Annotated in this window: 18 protein-coding genes, 1 other RNA gene and 1 other annotated feature; of the genes, 5 read left to right on the plus strand and 14 right to left on the minus strand. The window is 48.8% G+C overall.

Going from position 1 to position 22,940, the window contains the following annotated elements:
- Positions 1–133 precede the first annotated feature (133 nt).
- The 9 genes from LACSTY_RS10755 to mprF all read right to left on the minus strand — a co-directional run bounded on the left by LACSTY_RS10755 (position 134) and on the right by mprF (position 7,946).
- Entirely contained in the window at positions 134–397 is a 264-nt protein-coding gene (locus LACSTY_RS10755; protein ID WP_025012716.1) for a YaaL family protein, read from the minus strand.
- Positions 397–996 carry a recombination mediator RecR gene (recR, locus tag LACSTY_RS10760; protein ID WP_010492034.1) on the minus strand — a complete coding sequence of 200 codons (600 nt, stop codon included), beginning with the start codon at positions 994–996 and terminating at the stop codon, positions 397–399. Before recR ends, LACSTY_RS10755 begins: the two co-directional genes overlap by 1 nt.
- An 84-nt stretch (positions 997–1,080) precedes the next feature.
- Positions 1,081–1,389 (minus strand): YbaB/EbfC family nucleoid-associated protein, encoded by a 309-nt coding sequence (locus tag LACSTY_RS10765; protein ID WP_049171649.1) that lies wholly within the window; start codon positions 1,387–1,389, stop codon positions 1,081–1,083.
- A gap of 16 nt (positions 1,390–1,405) precedes the next feature.
- Positions 1,406–3,106, minus strand: coding sequence for a DNA polymerase III subunit gamma/tau (gene dnaX, locus LACSTY_RS10770; RefSeq protein WP_087912638.1), 1,701 nt, complete (start codon positions 3,104–3,106; stop codon positions 1,406–1,408).
- Between the two features lie 190 nt (positions 3,107–3,296).
- An RNA gene (ffs, locus tag LACSTY_RS10775) (signal recognition particle sRNA small type) lies at positions 3,297–3,383 on the minus strand.
- A gap of 16 nt (positions 3,384–3,399) precedes the next feature.
- Complete coding sequence (tadA, locus tag LACSTY_RS10780; protein WP_087913288.1) at positions 3,400–3,879, minus strand: tRNA adenosine(34) deaminase TadA; 480 nt, start codon at positions 3,877–3,879, stop codon at positions 3,400–3,402.
- A gap of 390 nt (positions 3,880–4,269) precedes the next feature.
- The gene (locus LACSTY_RS10785; RefSeq protein ID WP_087912639.1) at positions 4,270–4,596 is read right to left on the minus strand and encodes a hypothetical protein; all 327 of its coding nucleotides are present in this window, start codon (positions 4,594–4,596) and stop codon (positions 4,270–4,272) included.
- 57 nt (positions 4,597–4,653) lie between these two features.
- Positions 4,654–5,250 carry a class I SAM-dependent methyltransferase gene (locus LACSTY_RS10790; RefSeq protein WP_087912640.1) on the minus strand — a complete coding sequence of 199 codons (597 nt, stop codon included), beginning with the start codon at positions 5,248–5,250 and terminating at the stop codon, positions 4,654–4,656.
- Between the two features lie 86 nt (positions 5,251–5,336).
- Positions 5,337–7,946, minus strand: coding sequence for a bifunctional lysylphosphatidylglycerol flippase/synthetase MprF (gene mprF / locus LACSTY_RS10795; protein WP_049171657.1), 2,610 nt, complete (start codon positions 7,944–7,946; stop codon positions 5,337–5,339).
- 318 nt (positions 7,947–8,264) lie between these two features.
- On the opposite strand from mprF, the gene LACSTY_RS10800 reads away from it, so the two are divergent.
- Together LACSTY_RS10800 and LACSTY_RS10805 are read left to right on the plus strand one after the other, a co-directional pair.
- Complete coding sequence (locus LACSTY_RS10800; protein WP_049171660.1) at positions 8,265–8,678, plus strand: hypothetical protein; 414 nt, start codon at positions 8,265–8,267, stop codon at positions 8,676–8,678.
- A 113-nt stretch (positions 8,679–8,791) separates the two neighbouring features.
- Positions 8,792–9,727, plus strand: coding sequence for a LacI family DNA-binding transcriptional regulator (locus LACSTY_RS10805; protein WP_087912641.1), 936 nt, complete (start codon positions 8,792–8,794; stop codon positions 9,725–9,727).
- A 163-nt stretch (positions 9,728–9,890) separates the two neighbouring features.
- Here the strand turns inward: LACSTY_RS10805 and LACSTY_RS10810 are convergent, their stop codons facing one another.
- Positions 9,891–15,773: a S8 family serine peptidase gene (locus LACSTY_RS10810; protein ID WP_087912642.1), complete on the minus strand. Its 5,883-nt coding sequence runs from the start codon at positions 15,771–15,773 to the stop codon at positions 9,891–9,893.
- Between the two features lie 286 nt (positions 15,774–16,059).
- Between LACSTY_RS10810 and LACSTY_RS10815 the strand changes: the two genes are divergently transcribed.
- Complete coding sequence (locus LACSTY_RS10815; protein ID WP_087912643.1) at positions 16,060–16,962, plus strand: peptidylprolyl isomerase PrsA; 903 nt, start codon at positions 16,060–16,062, stop codon at positions 16,960–16,962.
- 159 nt (positions 16,963–17,121) lie between these two features.
- On the opposite strand, the gene rplL is transcribed toward LACSTY_RS10815, so the two are convergent.
- Together rplL and rplJ are read right to left on the minus strand one after the other, a co-directional pair.
- A complete protein-coding gene (gene rplL, locus LACSTY_RS10820) occupies positions 17,122–17,490 on the minus strand; it encodes a 50S ribosomal protein L7/L12 (protein ID WP_010492057.1) in 369 nt (122 codons plus the stop codon).
- A 41-nt stretch (positions 17,491–17,531) separates the two neighbouring features.
- Positions 17,532–18,038 carry a 50S ribosomal protein L10 gene (gene rplJ / locus LACSTY_RS10825; protein ID WP_010492058.1) on the minus strand — a complete coding sequence of 169 codons (507 nt, stop codon included), beginning with the start codon at positions 18,036–18,038 and terminating at the stop codon, positions 17,532–17,534.
- A 31-nt stretch (positions 18,039–18,069) separates the two neighbouring features.
- Positions 18,070–18,193: a sequence feature (ribosomal protein L10 leader region), on the minus strand.
- A 156-nt stretch (positions 18,194–18,349) separates the two neighbouring features.
- On the opposite strand from rplJ, the gene LACSTY_RS10830 reads away from it, so the two are divergent.
- The gene (locus tag LACSTY_RS10830) at positions 18,350–19,582 is read left to right on the plus strand and encodes an MFS transporter (protein WP_049171670.1); all 1,233 of its coding nucleotides are present in this window, start codon (positions 18,350–18,352) and stop codon (positions 19,580–19,582) included.
- A gap of 447 nt (positions 19,583–20,029) precedes the next feature.
- Here LACSTY_RS10830 and LACSTY_RS10835 read toward each other — a convergent pair whose 3' ends face one another.
- A complete protein-coding gene (locus tag LACSTY_RS10835; protein ID WP_087912644.1) occupies positions 20,030–20,851 on the minus strand; it encodes a hypothetical protein in 822 nt (273 codons plus the stop codon).
- Positions 20,844–21,374, minus strand: a complete 531-nt coding sequence (locus LACSTY_RS10840; protein WP_087912645.1) for a hypothetical protein — start codon at positions 21,372–21,374, stop codon at positions 20,844–20,846. The genes LACSTY_RS10835 and LACSTY_RS10840 overlap by 8 nt, the downstream gene beginning before the upstream one ends.
- A gap of 253 nt (positions 21,375–21,627) precedes the next feature.
- Between LACSTY_RS10840 and LACSTY_RS10845 the strand changes: the two genes are divergently transcribed.
- On the plus strand, positions 21,628–22,851 hold the full coding sequence (locus tag LACSTY_RS10845) for an MFS transporter (RefSeq protein ID WP_087912646.1): 1,224 nt from the start codon (positions 21,628–21,630) through the stop codon (positions 22,849–22,851).
- Positions 22,852–22,940: the final 89 nt, after the last annotated feature.

The raw sequence follows: 22,940 nt of genomic DNA on the forward strand, positions 1-22,940 counted from the left end.
GAAAAACGGCCATGGCCGATCTTATCGTGCGATCATCACCATTTGCCGTCAATCGAAAAGCTATATTCAGTGAATCAGAATCATCTTATGGTCTATTTAACGTGGTACACCGCCCATGACTACGACGGCACTTTTACAAATCCCTAAACTCCGCAATCTGCTCGGCAGCAACCTTAGCAACGACCTCACCTTTGATCTTACGGGTACGCGCTTCACGGTAGAGAAAATCAAACAAGGCAGCTTCAAGCGCCACCTGTGATTTGGTCTCTTCGTCGACTTCGCGGAAAGTCGCAACAAGTTTGCGCTGAGCTGCCATCTGGTCACGAACCCGGTAAACGAGCATCATGAGTTCTTCGTCTTTTTCCTCTTTGACCTTGATCCGCTTACGTCCAAACATTACAGTTCAGTCCTTCCTTCAACGGCCTTCATTAACGTCATTTGATCGGCATATTCAATGTCACTGCCGACTGCCAGCCCGTGAGCAAGCCGCGTCACCTTAATGCCGGCTGGTTTGATGAGTCGAGCAAGGTATTGCGCGGTGGCTTCCCCTTCAGGCGTTGCGTTCGTCGCAATAATCACTTCTTTGACAGCCGTGTTCGTCTTCAAGCGCTTCAACAGACTTTCGATGTTCAGGTCTTCCGGTCCCCGACCTTCAATCGGCGAAAGCACCCCATGAAGGACGTGGTAGAGGCCGTGATAATCCTGAGCCCGATCAATGCTCATCACATCTTTAGGCTGCTCAACGACCAGAATCGTGCTTTGGTCGCGACTTTTATCCCGACAGATCGAACAAGGATCTTCATCGGTAATGTTGCCGCAAATCGAGCAATAATGCAGGTCTTCTTTAGCCGCCACCAAGCTCTTGGCAAAAGCCGTCACATCATCCTTGTCCATATCAATCGTGTAAAAAGCCAGTCGGGTGGCTGTCTTCGCCCCGATACCGGGCAAACGCATGTAACTGTCAATCAATTTACTGATTGGTTCCGGATATTGCATAATCATCCCTCTTGTTGAAAACGTTCAAAACATTATGTGGCGGCAGTCGTCATCCTACCAGGTTGGATAGACTGGCGCGGCACGCTACATCGGCAAGCCGCGGGTATATTTACCTAACTTGTCCTGAGTTTGCTTATCAATTTCACTCATCGCATGATTAACTGCCTCAAGGATCAAATCTTGCAACATATCAGGATCGTCAGGATCAATGGCTTCCGGCTTGATCTGGATATCTTTCATGACCTTTTCACCGGTGAATTTAACGGTGACCATATCGGAAGCTGACTTACCTTCGAATTCCGTTGCATAAAGTTCCTTCTGTGCCGCCTGCATTTCTTTTTGCATCTTTTGCATTTGACGCATCATACCTTGCATATTGCCCATTCCACGCATATTTGATCATCCTTTTCTAGTCATTTTTGATCGTAACATTAGGTGCATCTTTACCAAAAAGTTCAGTCATCTTGTTGACAACCGGTGGCGTTTTTGGCTTGGTGTCGGCGCTTTTTCCCTTGGTCGCCGGCGCTTTAAGTTCCTGAATATAATCCTTACGAATCGTTGGCCAGACATCGCTTTGAACCAGCACGATCTTAGGCTGCTTGCCGGTCAGCTTCTGTAAGCCGTTTTCCAACTCAGTCATCAGTGCGGCATCATTCATGGCCCGTTCGACCAAAATATCATAATCAAAGCTGACAATCACACCGTCAGGACTGGCGGCAACCGGCTCGCTGACTTTCATCATGGCCCGTTTGGTGATGCTCAACATCCCCAACAAATCCGGCCAGACATCCTTCAGATTGGTTAAATCTTGCTTCGTGGCCGCGCCAAGAATCGGATAAATCGCCTTGCGGTTGACATGGCTGGCTTTGGCCTTCACATGCTTCCGCGTTCGGGTCGGCGGTGGTACTGTGCCGCCATTTGCCTCAACCCGTTTGAGTTGATCACTCAACTGTTTGACCTTAGCCGAAAGCTGGTCCAGCTTCTGCGTGTCTGCTGGCTCCGCAGCCACGGGGGCAGCAGCAGGCGCGGCGGTTTCACTTAGCCGAACTGTGGCCACTTCCAGATAGATTTCCGGATGATTGGTCATTCGTAGCTGTTGCTGCGTATTGTTCAACACATCAATCATGTGATAAATCTGCGCCGGCTTGAAATTTTCACTTAAAATTTTGAATTGATCGTCTAGCAGACTCTTTTCCAAGTCTCCTAGCAAGGATGGTGCCTGTTGATTGACCAGCAAGTCGCGTAAATATTCGATCAAGTCTTCAATGAGTCGGCCAGCATCTTTACCGGCCGCTAGCAAATCCTCGATCATTTTCAATGCCTGGGCATGATCTTTGGCCAGCACCGCTGCCAGATACTTGCCGAGCACCGCGGTTGTCACGCCACCGGTAACATCCAAGGCATCTTCGGTGGTGACATGATTATCGCCAAAACTCAGGACCTGATCCAAAATGGACAAAGCGTCACGCATGCCGCCTTCAGCCGCCTTGGCGATGACCTTAAGCGCAGCGTCGTCATAAGTGATCTTTTTATCGTCCAGGATAAAACGCATGCGTTTGACAATGTCTTCCGGCGTAATGCGGCGAAAATCAAAGCGCTGTGTTCGGGAAGTAATCGTTGCCGGAATTTTATGCGGTTCAGTGGTCGCCAGAATGAAGACCACGTGTGCCGGTGGTTCCTCTAACGTTTTCAGCAAAGCATTGAAGGCGCCGCTCGAGAGCATGTGCACTTCATCAATGATATAAACCTTAACGCGTGCGCGCGTCGGGGCGTACTTCGCTTTGTCCCGAATATCACGGATTTCATCGACCCCGTTATTAGAGGCCGCATCGATTTCAATCACATCAGTCAGACTGCCATCATTAATCGCCTGACAAATTTCACAGGTATTATCCGGCTCGCCATCTTTCAGGTTCAGGCAGTTTAGCGCCTTCGCCAAGATCTTGGCAACGGACGTTTTCCCGGTGCCGCGCGGGCCGGTAAAAAGATAGGCGTGACTTGTCTGTCCGGTGATCAACGCATTCTTCAGCGTCTTGGTAATCGCATCTTGGCCAATGACATCTTTAAACTGTTGCGGGCGCCAGACCCGATACAACGCTTGATAACTCACCTTAACGCCCCTTTCAACCTGTTGCAGATGCCACAGGTTCACTTAAACGATTTGTTGACTATTGACGTCTACCCTCATCGTGACGGACGTCAAAACCTCGTTCTAGTTTACCATAGCTCGGAACAAAATTGCCTGACATGATGACAACAAAAACGGCCGCTTCGTGATGAAAGCGACCGGTCAATTTCTCAATAACAAAAGGCACATGACGAGCTTACCTTAGTGCTGCTTCCTTCCGGACCTGACACAATTTGGAAAGTCACCATTGCCTTAAGGCCTTGCGGCAAAAATCATTATACCTGATTTTCACGCGTTTGACCAGCCTGTTTAGCGGCTTTTCGTTTTGCGCGAATGGTTCGGAAAAAACTTTGCAGCAGTTCGGCGCTGGCCGCGGCTTTAATCCCGCCAACGACGGCAACTTGATGGTTAAACCGCGAATCTTCCAGCAGGTTGTAAAAAGTGCCGGCAACGCCTGCCTTGGGATCGGTTGCACCAAAATAGCACGTGGCAATCCGGGCATTGATCATCGCACCGGCACACATGGGACAAGGCTCCAGTGTGACAAATAATTGGCAATCTTCCAGGCGCCAGGTGCCAAGTTTGCGACAGGCTGCCTGAATGGCGATGATCTCGGCGTGTTGCGTGGCATCTTGAGAAGTCTCGCGCAGATTATGGCCCCGGCCGACAATCTGGCCATCATGAACAACCACAGCACCAATCGGCACTTCGCCAATCGCAGCGGCTTTTCTGGCCTCGGCTAGTGCGGCTTCCATATATTGGTTGATGTCTGTTTCTTCGGTCTCGGCCACGTAAAACTTGCCTCCATTTTTACGAGAGGACTAATTGTCGTGCCAAACTCCGCAATCTCCGGCCAGCTGGGGCTGGAACGCTGTGGGCACGACTTTGAGCCTCAGCAAGCCCGGCTGAGTCTCAAAGCTCGGCCTTGTTGTAGGCGGGGCAAAGAACGCCCCACCAACAACAATTTCACAGCTGAGCCCCATCTGGCCTACGATTGCTCCGCCTTGGCACTCACGTTTTTAATCCATAGTTACAAAATATAAACACTAAAGGCGATCGTAGTCCCAAAATTTGCGGACCCGATCGTCTTGGTTGGGCTTGAATGATGCACTGTGCAAACTCGATGATAATCATCATTCAATTGTTTAGCGATTCAAAGCGCTCTTCAACCGATCAAACGCGGCCATGCCTTGTTCGCGTGCCGATCCGGCGTATTCGCTGGCGCTGTCTTTGAGGCTGCGTAGCTTGTCGCTGACCCGGAGCAGACTGGCAACGTCTTCGTCACTCAGTTTATCCAGAATGCTCTGAACCCGATCGCTGTCACCGAAAATCTTCTTCACAAAGCCTTCAACCTGCTTGCGTTGTTGCCTGCGTTCAAAATATTCCGTCAGATTTTTGGCACAAACAAACGCACCGGTTGCAAGGACAGCCGCCGCAATGGCACCTGCTGCTAAGTACTTCGATTTTGTCATCTAAATCTGCTCCTTTCTATCCTTACTACGAGTTTACCACGTCAAGTATTGAAACTGTTATTGACTCGCCTTGAGAATGTAATAACCATGCTCTTTTTTAATGACTTCCGCCGTTTTATAAGTCGCTTTTATTAGCTTCAAGGCTGATGGCGCACCTTGTTTCTTTTGGATCACCGCATATAACTGGCCACCAGGCAATAAATGCTCGGCTGCTCCGGCGAGAATCCCGGAAACAATTGCCTTACCGGCTCGAATCGGCGGATTGGTCACGATGACGCCGAACTGTCCGTCAATTTGGTCGTACATCGAACTTTCAACGATGCTCACATTGGTAATCCCATTGTCGGCAGCATTTTTCTTGGCTAACGCAAGCGCCCGTTCGTTCACATCGCTCATGGTAATCTGCCGCTCAGGAAAATGTTTGGCCAAGGCAAGTCCGATCGGCCCATAACCTGTTCCCACATCCAGAATCGGCCCTTCAGCAAGAGATGCCGCTAAAACGCTGGCAATCAAAACCCGACTGCCAAAATCAACGGTGTGTTTTGAAAAAACGCCATTATCGGTCGTCAAGTGCAAAACGTGACCGCCGAGCTCAAAATCAAAGCTGTGTTCATCATGGGCTAAATCAGGATCGTTCGTATAATAATGCTGCATTGATAAGCCGCCTTCCTATTTGCCTGGCACTACCAGTATTTTACACGTTAATGGCGCTTTTTCGCACCTTTATTCGTATCATTCGGCTACTTATCAATCCCCTGACCAAGACGGCTGACCCAAGCCAATCGTTTTGGCCACCAACTATTAGAAGTCGTCAAGGTCACCTTTTGGCTCACCACCATCATGATTTGCAACAGTGTAAAGAGTAATGACGTCCGCTTGCGATAAGCAACGTACTTTGGTACCCATTCCGTTACATATTTGTTTTTATAGGAGCGCAACCCTTGGAACCCGTAAAACCGATAGCCATACTCGTACACCAAATGGGCAATCTTTTCTTCGACAAAGGAATAATTCGATGTCCCGACGTTTGCCAGCGGGGCCATCCCCATATTGAAGTACTTGTAGCCGCGTTCCTTTGCCAATCGGAACAGATTGATAAAGACCTCGTCCATAATGCCAGACGGTGCATCGGTACTTGACCGCATCAAATCAATACTCGTGACTTCATGATTACCACTTGGCATATCTGACGCAAATGCCACAATTTTGCCTTCCGGGCTATGCACCACTGCAATTGGAGCCTCATTCAGATAATGCTCGTCAAAAAATCCCAGACTAAAGCCTTTTTCACTGCGCCCGTCTAACCAAGAGTCAGACACGGCCTTTAATTCATGCATTAAAGTGTCATCAAACGGCGGCTTAAGCAGCTCAACAGTATAGCCTTCACGCTCAAACTTATGCATCAAGGCCCGTTCACCTTTGCGCTTTGTGCCGGCCAGCGTGAAGGTTGTCACATCGACATAGCCTTCCTCGCCAAACTTCATAAAATCAAACCCGAACTCATGCAGCTTCATCGTCAGGTTTTCATTGATTTCATAGAACACCAGCGACATATCCTGCTTATCGGCTTCTTTCATGAAATCGCCGATCGCAGCGGCCATCTGAGTCTCATCCCCAATCGGTTCGCCCATGATAATCAGCTTGTCCGCCTTTTTCTTAAACTGGAAGAAAACCCGATCTTCGCCATCGACTTGATAAAACCGCAATGATTTGTCGCGCATCAAGGCCAGGTGGCTGACTTCATTGCCGCCGTATTTTTCAACCACTGCTTTCAACCGCTCCTCGTCATAAGGATCAGCCAAATCTTTGGTCGGCGCCGATAGATATCGAAAGATCAAATAAACCGTCAACGCTGCCAGCATGACACCAATCAGGGTTGTAAAGAACATGCGCTCTGATGGGAAAAGGAACACATCCGGCACCCGGCGATGATGAATTGCCGGCGCATTGTAAAACGCGGCAAACGCATAAAAGATAAACGTCATACCAAACACTGCGCCGTCGATCAACTTGTTGCCCCACGATAAGGCGAGCCGCTCGCGGGTCAGCTCACGACGCGTCAGTATCAACGCCAAGACAACGAGCACCAGGAAAATAATGAACCGCAGATGATTATCTTCACGCAAGGAGGCTACCATCGCAACGATCAAAACGATCACGGTTGGCCAATAAGCCCGCTTCACCCGGCTGGCAATGCCGCGTCCGAACCCAAGAATCAAAAAGGCGACAACCACATTGGTAACCCGATCCAAAAACAGGAAGGTATATGGATAAAGCCGTTGATAAAGCGTGTTACTGAAAGCAAGATCCGGCGCAACCCCGCGCAATAGCAACATAATCCCCGAAAAGTACAGGAAGACGACCAGAAAACCAAAGGCTGCCTTTCGAATCAGCTGAACCGGCAAACCTTCAAGATAAGCATTCAGTCGTTTCCCTGCATCCTGCGCAAACAAACCAGCGCCGATCAGAAACGGAATCACATAATAAAACAACCGATAAAAAAGCAGCCAAACAACCGCAACATTGCTATCGAGTCCCATTTGACCAAGCTCGACAATCATCAGGACATCAAACGAACCCAAGCCGCCGGGCACCATCGAAACGACCCCGATAACATTAGCCACCATGAACAATGGCAAAATCGACAGCAACGGCACATGCACTTCAAGAAAGTACCCGATCAACAAGAAGAATGCAGCACAACTGCCCCACTCAAGAAACGAGCCCAAGGTCAAGCGCAGTTGCCGCTTCAACGGCATATCCGCAAAAAATTCGCTATTTCGTAAATGGGTGACCAACATCAACAACGGAAAATAAGCGGCACCGCCAACTAGCCAAATCCAGTAATTCGAGAATTCCTGACCAATCCCGAACACGAAAATAACCACGATGCCAATCATCGACCACAATGACAGTCCCGCCAACAAAAACAATGCTATTTTCGAAATGGCAAATAGAACCTGCTTTTGGGTCGCCTTTTCGTGGTAGAAATTGGCGCGCAAGCTAGCACCCAATAAGCCGCCAAAACCGGCAATATTGGTAAAAGTATTGACGATCCAGCCGGACTTCACAACATACCTGCGTTTATAATGGCCCGGCAGCAGTTCCGTGATTACAAAATCATAAATCAGCATTGGTGTGACGGCGATTAAGCCCACCACCAACAAAATCAGTAACGAAACCGGACTTTGGGTTGCCAGGCTGGCTCGCATTTGCTCGCCACTGAGATCCTGACTGATCCGTCCGACTTGAACAATCACAAACACCAGGACTGCCAACACAAATAGCACCTTTAGCGTTGTGAGATGTTTTTTTAAAAACGTTCCGACTTCTCGAAAGAGTCTCTTCATTTTTTCTGCGTCCTCCGTGCCTGTATTCTCATTCATTATAGGGAAAACCCGCCTCGACCGCACTCATTCTGACTTTTTTGTAAGACGGTGTAAGGTTGCGCTGACATCTGAAAGCACGCCAAAAATTTTTGAATAAAAACGCTTGACCTGAAACGCGTTACACAAATTACACTGTGTTTGCAGTTAGGAAATAACAAATATGTGTGATCACCATTAAGAAATCAATTGTTACATCAGTTGTTTTCGCGACTGTTCCACCGATACAAATCACACTTGTTAATGAAGGTCCCTGAACGTTTCACTAAAGGAGGTTGCACCATGTTAATGCAAGCACACTTTTACCCAGAACTTTCCGTTTATCAAGACACACAAATCGGTGCTTTGAAAGGTATTGCACTGAAACTAACCAATGATTATGATTTTGACTATCAAGAAGTATTGAGTTCGTTGCTGGCCAGTGCCGCGGAGCCGACGCAAACGATGGGCGATCAAGTGGTACTGACGTATGGTCATGTCAGCAAGTTGACTGAACCGATTGTCATCGGCTTTGACTTTGGCAAGTCCTTACCATGGGCCGGTAACCATCAGATCAGCGGTGCTGTGGTCTTGCTCGTCCCAGTGGCAACCGATGATGTTACGATCCACGAGTGGCTGGCAACCATTGCAGCAGCTAATGATCCCGATCAAAGCCTAGAAAGCATGACCCAAAGTGCGACTGCCGCGATTGCCTAAAATGTGTGCATTACCATAGGCCGACATGCCGGGTAGCGTTATCCACCACGCGCATGCCGGCTTTTGCCTGTTACAAAAACAGGCTCTGTTATACTGAATGGGGAGATGATAATGTGGCAAATATTCACGATATTGCGCGGCTTTCAGGCTATTCAACGGCAACGGTTTCCCGTGTCTTGAATCGCCATCCCTACGTCTCGGCTTCGGCACGCGCTAAAATCCAAGCCGTCATTGATCAGCTAGACTATGTGCCCAGCACCATGGCGCAAAACCTAAGCGCTGGCAAAACGCGCACAATCGGCGTTATTCTGCCGCACACCGACCATCCTTATTTCCAACAATTGGTCACAGGCATACTCAATGCCGCCATGGCTGGCAACTATCACGCTGTCATTCTGCCTTCGCGTTACGACCAGAACCTCGAAGAAACCTATCTGGAAGCCTTACGCCGCCATGCTTTTGATGGACTTATTTTCACCTCCCATGGGCTCAGTTTGACAACGATTGCCGCTTACCAAAAATATGGTCCTATTGTCGTTTGTGAAAATCCCGGCCGTGTCAAATTGGCAGCTGCATACGCCGAGCGGACGCCCGCTTATCGAAAAGCGTTTAAATGGATGCAAGCGCAAGGTTATCTCAAAATTGCTTTGCTGCTAAGCCGTCCGTACGCGCAAAGTGCTACCAGTAAACTGACCATCAACAGCTACGTAGACGTTTTCGGGCAACGTCCCCCACATTCGCTGGTCGTTTATCAAATGCGGACCTTTCAGGATGGCTATCACGCCGGCGCTGAATTGGCGCCGCAGCATCCCGATTTTATTCTCGGCAATGGGGATGATATTGCCGCTGGCGTGCGCCAATATTTTGTTGATCACCATCTCCCGGTCCCACCACTGATGGGTCAGGAAAATCAGCTTTCCAGCCATCTGCTGAACATGAGTACCATTGATCATCATGTCACAGCAATCGGTGCAGCGGCTTTAAAGCTGGCATTACGTGCTGAAGTCGCGCAAACAGTGATTCAGTCGGATTTAATTCTTCGAGATTAACCTTAACTCGTCAGCGCTCATCAGCATATAAAACAATTCAAAAACGGCACGCAATGACAGGGACCACCCTGATTGCGTGCCGCTTTTGTTGAAAATGGAACCACGAACCTGAACTTCGTGACGATCAGTTAATATCGAGAATCACTGAGCTCAGTGCCCGTCGTTAATGTTCTTTACGCCGACGATTAACCCCAAGAAACCCGACGATGCTTGTGATGAAAGCGCCGAGGAATGCCAACCCGGCTGTCTGAGTGACTTCGGCCGTTTTCGGCAAGGTGTCTTTCTTGGATGCTTGCTGATTTGTACCGTGTGAGGAAGTGCCACCACCTTGACCAGTTGATGTCGGTGGTTGCGGTGTCGTGTCATCTTTCCCAGCCGTTCCTAGTGGTTGCGTCCCGTCGCCGGTTGGTGTCGATGGTTGTTGTTTTGTGTCAGATGGCGTGCCACCGCCATCACCTGGCGTTTGGCCCTTTCCGGTTCCTGGATTCGGCGTTTCGCCACCACCATTATTCGAATCGTTACCGGTGCCATCGTTAGTTGCGCCACCGTTGTTCGAATCGCCGCCGGTATCACCGCCACTTGAACCACCATTATTGGAGCTACTGCCGCTGCCTCCGTTAGTTGTGCCACCGTTATTCGAATTGCTACCGTTGTCACCAGCTTGTTTAGCAGCCTCAACCGCCGCAGCAATTTTGGTCTTTAAGCCAAACAAGCCTTGTAACTGAGCAATCTTCTGTGTGTCAGTGGTTGCTGTCGTCCCAGCTTTCAACGCGGAATCAATCTCTGCGTACCAAGTCAGACCAGTGGTAGTGTCCTTAGTATCGCCAACCGATGCCGGGGTGCCGTCTTTAACTGTTTTCGCCAATTGCGTCAGGGCCGCATCCAACATCTTATTGAAGTTGGCATCAAGTTGGTCGGCGGTGCTCGTGCCGGCCTTGGTTTCTGCAGTCAACGCGTCTAACTCGGCATTGAATGTCATTCCGGTTGCTGAATTTGTCTGACCACCAAACGTTGTTCCTAGAACATCTTTAGCCGACTGTAGTTTATTAAGCAGCGCATCCTGTTGATCTGCTGGCAATTTAAGCGTTAACTGGTTGAGCGCTGTTGTTAACTGATTGGTAGCAGTTGTCAGAGAGTCGATCGTTGCATCAGCTTGATCCAACGCCGTTTGTGCCGTCGCAACCGCGGAATTTAGCGCTGTAACCGAAGTGTCGAGATACTTGCCGGTTGCGGCTGTTGTCTTTGCCTTGGCGATCAGATCCTGCAAGGCCGTTTTCGCCTGCTGCAACTGAGCCGGATCATCTGTCTTGATATTCTTAACAACATAGTCTACCGCTGGCGATTCGTTGCCATACAAGTCAACGGCCTTAAACTTAAAGGTGCCATTAGCCGTCACATTTAGACCATTTGCTGGAAGATCCTGATACGTCTTGCCGTCATCCGCACTGTATTGAACGGTTTCACCAGTTGCTGCGGCTTTGGCGGTCAACGTCACCTGCTTAGCCGGATCGGTCGTACTTGGCGTGACAGTTGGTGCAGCTAAGGTTTTCTTTGGTTCGTAATACACCGTCAGCTTCTTGGTGGTGACATTCTTGCCACTGTCAGTAACCGCAACGGTTAAAACATTTTTACCTTCGAGCAGTTTCACAGTCTGATCAATTGCCATATGTCCCGGTTTACCGCTGTTCATATCGACATCGGCGTACTGACTGGCAACATTGCTGCCGTTGATCGCAAGTTCCAGGTAATTCACATTGTCAGTCGCTGTTCCGGTAATCCCGAAATTAGGATCATTCGTGTAAACCGGTTTGTCGGTTGGCTGATCCAAGGACAACGTTGGTGCGATCGCGTCCAAAGTGAACGTTAAAGCCTCTTGGAAAGTCTTGTTTTGGGTCGTATCGCCGACAACAACGCCAAACGGTTTTTGTCCCGCGGTGCCTAAGTTCAGCGTGAAACTGAAGGTCAGATCATTCTTAATCGGTACTTGCTTCCCATCAACCTGCAGTGTCGTGGTTGGATGCTTGACTTTACCGGTGATGGTCGCGATCCCGGTCTTCGCATCATAGTATTTGACCTGCTTAATGTTCGACAGATCGTTCGCCCCGAAGTGAACACCTTCATCGAAGGTCACTGCATCCTTTAGCACGTCAGCGTCATAGGTCGAGTTTACCTTTTGCTCTTTAACCGTGGTGTTGCCGTCTTCATCTTCAGCTGTCACTTTCAGCGTGTTGTCACCATAATTGACCGGCACGTCGACACTGAACTGATGCTTGTTATCCAACGTTACCGGTGTTTTGGTGCTGCCGTTCGTGATCGTGACTTGCTTCGCATCCGCACTGGCGGTTCCGGTGACTTTAACCGTGCTTTCAGAGGTCTGGTCTTGGTTATTGTTGATCTTCAAGTCGCTGAAAGTCGGAGCGGTCAGGCGAACATCGGTGTCAAAATGCTTTAGCAACTGTGTGTGCGCCTTGTCGCCATACAGATCAACCTTGGTGACATAATCATCCGCCGTCAATGCCATAGAGGCGGTGAAGCTATTAGTTGCAGCATCATACGAGGTCGTCAGGTCATGCTTTTTGCCTTGTGCATCGGTGTAGGTGCCATAAACCGGCGCAGGATACGTGCCACTAAAGGTATACTTACCGCCTTGCTTGCCCGCTTCATAGTTCTCGGTTGTACTTGAAATCTTATCCGGTAACCCGCCGCCATTGACAATCAGACTGAAGGTCGTTGATCCCGGTTTCTGAACCGCGGCCGATTGATACGTCGGGTTCGATGCGTTATCAGTGAGGTAAACTTCAACCTGATTATCACCTTCGCCTAAAGCCTGCGCCTGTTTATCCGTCAAAGGCACTTCGAGTTGTGTGTAACCGTCAGCAGTCGTGCCGGTCGTTGTGAACGTCCCGTCCAGATTGGTGACGTCATTAATGGATGTTTTGATATCCTTTGCTGCATCCAATCCACTGAGCTCATCCTTGGCTTCGACTTTAAGATAGTACGCCGTTTTCCCGTTTTCATTTTTGGAGGTTAACGACAGGTTGCGAACATCCGGCGCTTTGGAGTCAAGCTTGAACGGCACATCGTAAGTCTGCCGCTTGTTGCCGCCTTCAGGAACACCTGAAAGTCGATATGTGTAGCTTCCATCTTGAGCAGTCTTAATGTTGCCATCACGCTGATCGTAGTAAGTGCCATCCCAAGTCGGCGCCTGATAATAAATGTACATACCAGCATTCGCATCATAATAAGTCTTCGTCTGATTGGTCGAGCTGCTAAGCGTTGTCAGCTTATTGCCTTGCCCATCTAACACGTCAACCTGAACATTGCTGATGTTGCGCAGTAGATAATACTGCATGCTAATTCCGTTATAAATAGCATCCTTGCTACTGGAGATAGCAATGGCCTTTTCATCAATCGTCGGGTTACCATTAGCATCGTTCACCAGGCCGCCAATAAACTGATTCTTTGTTTTGCGACTGGTAATGACAGGCACGGTCCCGTAGTTACCACTGGCAGGCGCATAAGTCTGGCCGTTAATGCTATCGACAATCTTGCCATCATTCCAATCACCAAAGAAGCCCATATATGGCAGATTCAATCGTGAACCGTCACTGCCTTTGAAATTCAGGAAACCTTCGACAAATTGCTGTTGGTCAAAAGATTTAGGCAACGATAACGTGAAGCCCACCTGAACTGACTGGCCTGCTGGGACCACGATTTCTCGATCCGGCTTAATCGCCGCACCATTGATCTTTTTATCATAGAGCACACCGGAATTTAGATCGGTCGCGGAAGTATAGACAGCATTGGTATCTTCGTTACTGTCCATTTGATAAGTCAGCTCATGCTTGGTGCGGTTAGTGAAGGTCAGCTTGAACGTCTTGTCGGTGCTGGTAAAATCTTTTAATTCAACTGCCGGATAGCCATTTTCGGAAACAACCGTCGACGGGTTCTTTTCCAGCGCATCGATGGCAGCCTTAACATCGACAAACCCTGCCCCTTGCCGCCGCGGCGAGACAATAACGTTGTTGTAATTGATGTCATTGACTGGCTGGGCGGTGTTCATTTCAATGGTTTTAAGGAAATCGGTCAAATCCGTACCTTTTAGCTTCTTGTAGTCAGCGTAGAACGGATTGTCCTTGTTATTGAGCGCTTGCTTCAACAAGGCTTGTGAGCCGGCGATGAACGGCGACGCCATCGAGGTGCCAGACAAGTTAGTGTAACCATTGTTATTTTGTGTGGACCAGATATTACCGCCTGGCGCCGTGATATCCGGCTTAAAGGCCAGATTAGAAACCGGGCCATAGGAAGTAAAGTCTGACATCCGATCAGCGTTGTATTTCTGGTTAGGTAACAAGGCCAGTCCGATTTTGACACCCAATTCATCATTCGGATGCGTCGTTACCCAATCAACCAGCTTCTGACCGGTGACACTGGACAAACCAAATGTCGGGAAGGTCGCATCGAGTTTGATCGAGGTTAGCGCAGTAGCTGTCCCATCATTGTTGACGATGATTAAGCCGGATGCGCCTGCTTCTTCGGCATACTTTTGCTTGTCGGTGAATGCAATGTCGCCGCGCTTGACAATGGCAATCTTTCCTTTGGCGTCGGCCGTGTAATCGCTGGCACCGCCGATGCTGAGTTTACCAGTGGCATCTTTCACCACGTAGAACTTCTTCTTGTCAAAACTATCGATAAAATCGTTGCTTGAAAGTTGAATCGTCTCTGGTCCGAGTTTCAGACCGCTGCCATCGGTAATTGTCGCGCTTTGACCGATCACATCGGTATTCTCAGCCGACGCCACAGTGGTTGCGCCACGCGCCGTCCCGGGACTGCCCACCGTTTCGTTATCCTGCAAGCCATAATAATCTTTGTTGACGCCTTCGGTTGCCGAGCCGGATGTGCCGGAGTTGCCGGCAGAAATAACCGCCGCCGTGCCGGATTCATTGGCATTTTGCACCGCGGCAATTTCCGGATCTGCAAGCGTTTGGTTGCCGGAAACCGAACCAAGCGACATGTTCAACACATCCGCCCCTAATTTGGCCGAATCTTCAATTGCCGAAACCAACGTCGATGATCCCGTCGTTGCGGAAGTATCCGAATTCGTGAACACCTTCATCGCCAGCAGTTGCGATTCCGGAGCGACGCCGACAACCGATTTGGTCGGATCACTTCCCGTACCATTTGCGCCGATGATCCCTGCCACATGCATCCCGTGTTGCTCGTCGACGGTATCATCGGTAATGGTGTCATTGTTATCCGCATAGTTAAACCCATAAGGCACTTTGTCGGTAAAATACCGGCCATGCTTGGCGGTTTTGGTAAATTGTTCGACATCCGTGCGCTTCAGTTTGGCCTTTTTGTCATCACTCAGCCGCATATCTTTGTGCGTCGGGTCAATGCCAGTATCGATGACTGAAACAACGGTTCCTTCACCTTTGTATTTGTAATTGGACCAAACCGCCTGGACATTCGCCATCGAATTGGCCTTGGCATCGGTCGGATAATAAACTTTGGCGAGTGTGACGGTTTTGACACCGGCAATTTGCTTCAACTGCGGAATGTCCGCCACTCTGACCTTCGTGGTAAAGCCATTGACCACATAGCCATAACTTTCCCCGACTGCCTGGTGGGTCACCTGTTCAACCGCGGCTTTCACGCTTGCTTGCGCGGCAATGACCTTGTTCGTCTCTTGTTGAATCTCGGCGGTGCTGGAGTAATCCGTCTTCAAGGTGCCATTTTCAGATGCAGGTGCTGCACTCATCTGAACAATCACATCCACATAAGTATCCTGCTGTTGCACCTTGTTCAGCTTGTGATAATCAATGCCTTTTGCCGCTAACTGGGTTGCAATGGCCTGATTCGTGACGGCGCTTGTTGTATCGGTCGCCGTTTGTCCGGCCGCAACGGTCTTTGCAAGTGACTTTTCCTTGGTCTGTTGCGAGATAGCTGCCTTAGCCTGGACCTCGCCGGCCGGTAAAACCGCCAGCGCGCCCAATGCAACAGTGCTGGCTAAGAGAATAGATAGCCCTTTCTTTTTCGTTTGCATCCAATACCCTCCAATTCCCGGTAGTTCCACAACCAATCAAAACCCTGCTCGATATAGTTAGGATTATATACGATTAAAAAAGACTTTCAACAATTTTCTTAATCTTAACTTAATTTTCTTATCTGTAAATTTTCATCTATCTTTGTCACATCAAGGAATCAGAATTCATTTTTTCGATTCAAAAATTAGATTATGTGATTATGAGGAAATATATTGAATTTTTTAATTTTAAACGTTAAAATGTAGCCACGTTATGCCGTTAGCTTGTCATAGGGGGATCAATGAAATGAAAAATAAACTGCGCGTTCAAGGCTTGTTAGCCACGATGGCCGCATCACTCGTGCTACTAACCGGATGCCAAACCAAACAGGCGGATGATCCGACTGTTGCAACTTATTCAGGTGGCCAGGTTACCCAGGCGAGTTTATACAAAGAACTCAAACAATCACCCACAACCAAAACAGTTCTGGCGAACTTATTGATTTACCGCGCACTAGACCATGCATACGGCAAATCCGTCAGTACCAAAGCCGTCAACACCACTTATGACAGCTATAAAAATCAATACGGTGAAAACTTCACCAGCTTCTTAACCCAGAACGGCTTCAGCAAAGCCAGCTTTCGGCAAAGCATTCGTACCAACCTGTTAAGCGAAGTCGCACTTAAAAAGCTTAAGAAAGTCACCAACAGCCAACTTAAAGAAGCGTGGAAAACCTATCAACCCAAAGTCACCGTTCAACATATTTTGACCAGCGATGAAGCGACGGCCAAGCAAGTCATCAGCGATTTAGCAGCTGGTAAAGATTTCACGACATTAGCCAAAACATATTCAATCGATACCGCAACCAAAGACAACGGCGGGAAAACCAGCTTTGAAGCCAGCAGCAAAAGTTTCGATTCGACCTTTAAAGACGCAGCATACAAGTTAAAAAATGGCGATTATACCCAATCACCGGTTAAAGTAACCAACGGCTATGAAGTTATTAAGATGGTCAACCATCCGGCTAAAGGCTCTTTTGAAAGCAACAAAAAAGCGCTGACAGCCAGTGTTTACGCAAAATGGTCGCGCAATTCTAGCGTCATGCAGCGGGTGATTAGTCAGGTGTTGAAAGACCAGCACGTGACGATCAAAGATAAAGATCTGTCAGACGCGCTGGATAGTTACAAGCAAAATGTCGCGAAGGATTAGTTTCATATGGATCCTGTTAAAGCAGGGTTCTTTTGCTTCGAGACTTATGGTATCGATTCCACAAACCCAATCAATTTATACACATCAAAAAAGCACCCCGCTCAACCACAGCCTTAACGACTGTGTTGAGCGGGGTGCCTTTTTGAAAATGAAACTTAATTATTTCAAAGTTACCGTTGCGCCAACTTCTTCAAGCTGTTCCTTGATCTTGTTAGCGTCGTCTTCGGACAAGCCTTCCTTGATAACCTTAGGAGCGGCGTCAACCAGACCCTTGGCATCCTTCAGACCTTGGCCAGTGATTTCACGAACAGCCTTGATAACCTTAACCTTTTCTTGGCCGGCTTCGGTCAATTCAACGTCATAGGTATCCTTGGTGGCTGCAGCGTCGCCACCAGCAGCGGCACCGGCAGCAACAGGAGCAGCTGCCTTAACACCGAATTCATCTTCGATTGACTTAACTAAGTCATTGAGTTCCAAAATGGAAGCATCTTTAAGTTGTGCAATGATGCCATCTACATCTAAAGCCATGTTTGTTTCCTCCGTTTTTTTAAATAGTTTGTAACGTCATATTATGCAGCAGGTTCTTCGTCTTTGGCTTCTGCAACTGCTTTAACAACAAGTGCAAAGTCGCGGACAGGTGCCTGCAAGACAGAAGCAAGTTGCGACAACAGACCTTCGCGATCTGGCATCTTGGCCATTTCCATAATGGTGTCCAAAGAAGCAACTTTATTTTCGATGATGCCGCCCTTGATCTGCAATGCATCAAATTGGTCAGCGTACTTGGCCATGATGCGTGCCGGAGCAACAGGATCGTCATTGGAGAAGGCAACGGCTGTAGGGCCCTTGAAAACATCGTCCAATGCTTCGTAACCGTTGGCATCAGCGGCACGACGCAGGTAGGTGTTCTTCAGGACTTCCATCTTAACACCGGCCTCGCGCAGTTCCTTACGTAATGCGGTTACTTGCTCAACTGTTAAGCCCAGATAGTCAACAACGACAGCACTGGTAGCATTCTTGAATTGTTCAGAAATCGTCTTAACGAGTTCAGCTTTTTTTGCGATAGCTTGTTCACTCATGTTTTTCACCTCCATTAGTTTGGTTGAAGTTTTTAGCAATAAAAAAACTCCATGCCTACCAAGACATAGAGGTATCTTATGTTTCCGATACCACCTCGGCAGGATGATTAAGGCTTTTACGCCCCCTGAGTCTTAGGCAGAGTGACTAATCACAACGAGTAGAATACCATGGTCGCCAAGCCATGTCAAAATTATTTGGCGTTCATTTGCGTTTTCAGGTTCGATTTTCAGTCTGCTTGCTGATTGTATCCCTTTTTTGATTGCGTTATATTAATTAGGTAACTATTTTTTCTGAAAGGAAGTTGGCGATTTTGCCAAGTAAACTTAAAAGTCTCGAACCATGGCAGCAAAATCTGGCTGTCTTATGGCTTGGTACCTTCATCGCCGGCATGGGCTTCAGTGAAGTCTCACCGTTTATTTCATTATATGTCGACCAACTCGGCGATTTTACGAAAGGCCAACTCAGTATTTATTCCGGTATTACTTTTGGGGTTACTTTTATGGTCGTTGCCATTGTCAGTCCGCTTTGGGGCCGATTGGCTGATCGCCGCGGCCGTAAGCTCATGTTATTACGTTCCAGTTTTGGCATGGCAATTATCATTGGCGCCTGCGGATTCGTGCACAATGTCTACGCGTTAATCGCGCTGCGTTTTCTGCAAGGACTGGCGGCAGGCTATATTCCTAATGCCAGCGCGTTAATTGCAACCGAAACCCCGAAAGCCAAAAGCGGAACGGCGATTGGCATTCTCACAACCGGTTATGTTTCCGGTAATTTAATCGGTCCGATTCTCGGCGGTTTTCTCGCCCAGACATTCTCGATTCGGCTGACCTTCATCATCACCGGCGCGTTGCTGCTGATCGTGTTTGTTCTAAGTCTCACGATGGTTCACGAACACTATACGCCTGATCCGCGCCTGTTGAAAAAGGAAAAACGGCCGGGGCTGCTTACCCAAGTCAGCAACCCTAAAGCGATTATGGTGCTCCTCATCTCAACCGCGATCATTCAGCTGGGCAACATGTCGATCTACCCGATTATCAGTCTTTATGTCAAAGAATTAATGCACAACGTTGGGCCAATCACGGTTGTCGCCGGCATTATCGCGGCACTGCCCGGGATTTCGAATTTGATGGCGGCCCCGCGTTTAGGTCAGTTAGGTGATCGCATCGGTTCCGGTAAAATTCTGGTCAGTGGCCTGATCTTTGCCGTCATCATGTACATCCCTCAAGGCATTGTCGGCAGCATCTGGGCACTAGGCTTTCTCCGGCTCATGATCGGCGTCTCGGATGGCGCCCTTTTCCCGACCATCCAGACCCTGCTTTCCAAACTGACACCAGTGAGCTATACCGGAACGGTTTTCAGTTGGAATCAAAGCGCTCAGGCATTTGGTTCCATGGCCGGATCACTGGCTGGTGGTTTTATCTCCAATATTTTCGACTACAACGGCGTTTTCATTTTCACCGCTTTGTGCCTGGCGCTTGATCTTGTGATGGTCTGGACCTTCATTCCGCACATCTGGTCCAGCCGGCCGCAGCAGCAGGAATAATCGCTTAGTGTGGCAAAGGCAATAAGTTCCTTGCCGTGCCAAACTCCGCAATCTCCGGCCAGCTGGGGCTGGAACGTGGTGGGCACGACTTTGAGCCTCAGCAAACCCGGCTGAGTCTCAAAGCTCGGCCTTGTACTACGCCGGGAAGATCGCCCGGCTAGTACAATCTCACCACTGAGCCCCCTCTGGCCTACGATTGCTCCGCTTTGGCACTATCATCTCGATATACTAACAAATTATTCTAGGGAAAACAAAGAACGAACATACTCGCAGTTACTGTTTTGCGTGCGATAATCCCTTTATGGTTGTCAGATGAAATATCATAATTCATCTGATGATCATGGAGGGATTTTCTATGCCCAGGCGTGTGTGTTCGTTTTTATATTGCCAATGTAAATTATGACCCAGCGTCTTTTTAATGTGTCTGCTTTTCAGTGCCAACAAATACTAGCGCAACATTAGCTGCCATGTAACAAGAGGATGCGGATCAGGGATCGCTAATCGGCGGTAGACTGCCCATGCATGCGGATCGGTATCATCAAATTCACCGTTAACCACTCGATAATTTGCCTGAACCAGCGGTAAAACGGCCTGCATCAGTCGTAAGGTATCAGCTTGCTTGACCCCGCCGAGCCAGGCACTTGTCAATTCACCAGGCTCATCTTCAAACCAGAACGCATAAGCCCGGACCCTATTGCCTACAACCCAAAAACCGGGCTGCTGCGAATCGGCATCACTCAACTCCTTCTCAAATTGAGCTTGCGTCATCGTAGCGGGATTAACTGTGTGTGCACTTACGTATTTTTGATAGCTTAGCTGAACCACAGCCTGCCACTGAGTTGCCGTTAATTGAGAACGTGATTTAATGCCGCGGATCGTCGCTGTCGGTTGCAACGTTCGATAAGTGCCCATGGCGGTGTGGCGAATGACCTGAAAACCTGCCTGACGCAATTGTTGCGTAATATCTGACGAAAAATCATAGCTGCTAAATTGCAACCGATCGTGTTGACCCGCTAATTGCTTAAGCATTGGGATCAGCTCAGCTAACCGGATGTTTCGGCCGACCACATTGAAATAGAGCGCACGCTTATGATAAGTATTTTGCCACACAGCCACCGCATATTGTAGAGGACCCGCTTGAGGAAAGCCACGGATGATTGCTGCTTTGTTACCAAAAAGCTGCTTCGTCCATTGATCTTCGCCTTTTAACAAAGGTTGCAATTCCGCTGGCGTGACTCTTCGCCCCGCCCCTGGCTGCCAATTAATCATTGTCCTCAGTATCCTTTTTATGATCCCAAGTACCATGCAAATGCAGGAACCCGTAGCCAAACCGGCAAATGCCGTACGCGATTGGCAACATCACGCCGATCCAGAAATGATTCGTCAGGTAATATTGCGGTAGCGGGTTCATGTCCATCGCGGCTTCATAAGCCATTTCAATCGCAAAAATCGCCACCGCCAGCATCAGCGCAGACAAAACGCCACGGGCAACTGCCAGCCAAACGTACTGGTGATAAGCTTCAGGGGTGTCAACTTCAATCACCTGCAGTCGGTAGTAATGTAAGCTGACCGTGTTCATCAAACCAATGACCACCGTCACCAGCAACAGAATCCATGTGCTTGCTGTAATCATCTTTAAACTATTGGCATCAATAAAAATGGCTGTCGCACTGGCAATCAGCAGCATTAACTCTGCTGTCAGCATGTTGCGGCCCATGATCGCGTCATAAGTTCGTTGCTTGAAGCGATCCTTAAGTGAAATGCCGTAATACCATTCTGTGATTTTCTTCATAAAACTTTGCCTTCCTCGCTTTTTGCTATGTTGTTCCATCTTAACATGCAGCATCGTTCATTCCCCAAAGTTGATACAAGTTTTGAAAATTATTTTGCTTTCTAAACACTTGAAATCATTGAGGTCTTATCCGCTTGTGATGCATCTCATGAAAATTCTTATTGACAGCAACCCGCTTTTTTGATGAAATTAAGATCATGCAAACGGGTGTCAAGACACCCAACTTGTGAGGAATTCATCAAGGAGGAGACAAATGACAAAGAAAGCACCGAGTCATGCGCGGTTGATCGTCGGCATTGGCATTGCCTGGCTATTTGACGCGATGGATGTGGGGATGCTGAGTTTCGTTATCGCAGCCTTGCATAAGGAATGGCAACTAAGTACTGTTGAAATGGGGTGGATCGGCAGCGTCAGTTCGATCGGTATGGCGGTTGGCGCCATTTTGTTCGGAATGATGGCCGATCGTTTTGGCCGCAAAGCCATTCTCATTCTCACACTTTTGGTCTTTTCAATTGGAAGCGGCATTTCCGCTTTTGCAACAGGTTATGGTATTTTTCTTGTTTTACGCTTTATCATCGGCGCTGGGTTGGGCGGCGAGCTGCCAGTGGCTTCTACGCTGGTCTCCGAAAGTGTGCCGGTCGAAAAACGCGGCCGCAGCGTTGTATTGTTAGAAAGCTTCTGGGCGGCCGGCTGGTTACTAGCAGCCATTATCTCTTACTTCATCATGCCGGTCTGGGGCTGGCGCGTGGCCGTTTTTGCAACTGGTTTAGCCGGCCTATACGCTTTCTACTTCCGCGAAGGCATCAACGAATCACGCGCCTTCAAAAAAGTAGCCCGACCAGGCTTGATCAAAACGCTCACGACACTCTGGCACCCGCCTTACGTGCGCTCAACCATCATGTTGTGGATCGTCTGGTTCATGGTCGTCTTCTCCTATTACGGCATGTTCCTGTGGCTACCAAGCGTGATGGTCCTCAAAGGCTTCAGCCTCATCAACAGTTTTGGTTATGTGCTGATCATGACGTTAGCACAATTGCCCGGTTATTTTGTAGCCGCATGGTTAATCGAAAAATGGGGCCGTAAGCTCGTCTTAAGCCTGTTTCTCCTCGGCACTGCCGCCAGTGCACTGGCCTTCGGAATGGCAACGAGTCTGCCAATGCTATTAACTGCCGGCATGTTGCTCTCATTCTTCAACCTCGGTGCATGGGGTGCCCTCTACGCCTACTCACCGGAACAATACCCAACCATCGTCCGCAGCAGCGGCTCAGGCATGGCAGCCGGCATCGGCCGCATCGGCGGTATCGTTGGTCCCCTTTTGGTCGGCCACCTGTTAGGCGCCAACTGGTCAGTCACCAGCATCTTTGCCATTTTTACCGCATCCATCCTCATCGCTATCGTCGCCATCGTCTTTTTGGGACAGGAAACCATGGGGGTCAAGTTAGTTGATTCGATTGAGACAGCGCCGTCAAAGTCATAATAAACGCCTTTACGCATATCGGCATCTAGAATAATTAAAAAAAGAGGACAACCATTTCGGCTGCCCTCTTTTTAATGCCAAGCAAAAAG

The sequence above is a fragment of the Lacticaseibacillus styriensis genome (assembly GCF_030770295.1).
Taxonomy (GTDB): Bacteria; Bacillota; Bacilli; order Lactobacillales; family Lactobacillaceae; genus Lacticaseibacillus; species Lacticaseibacillus casei.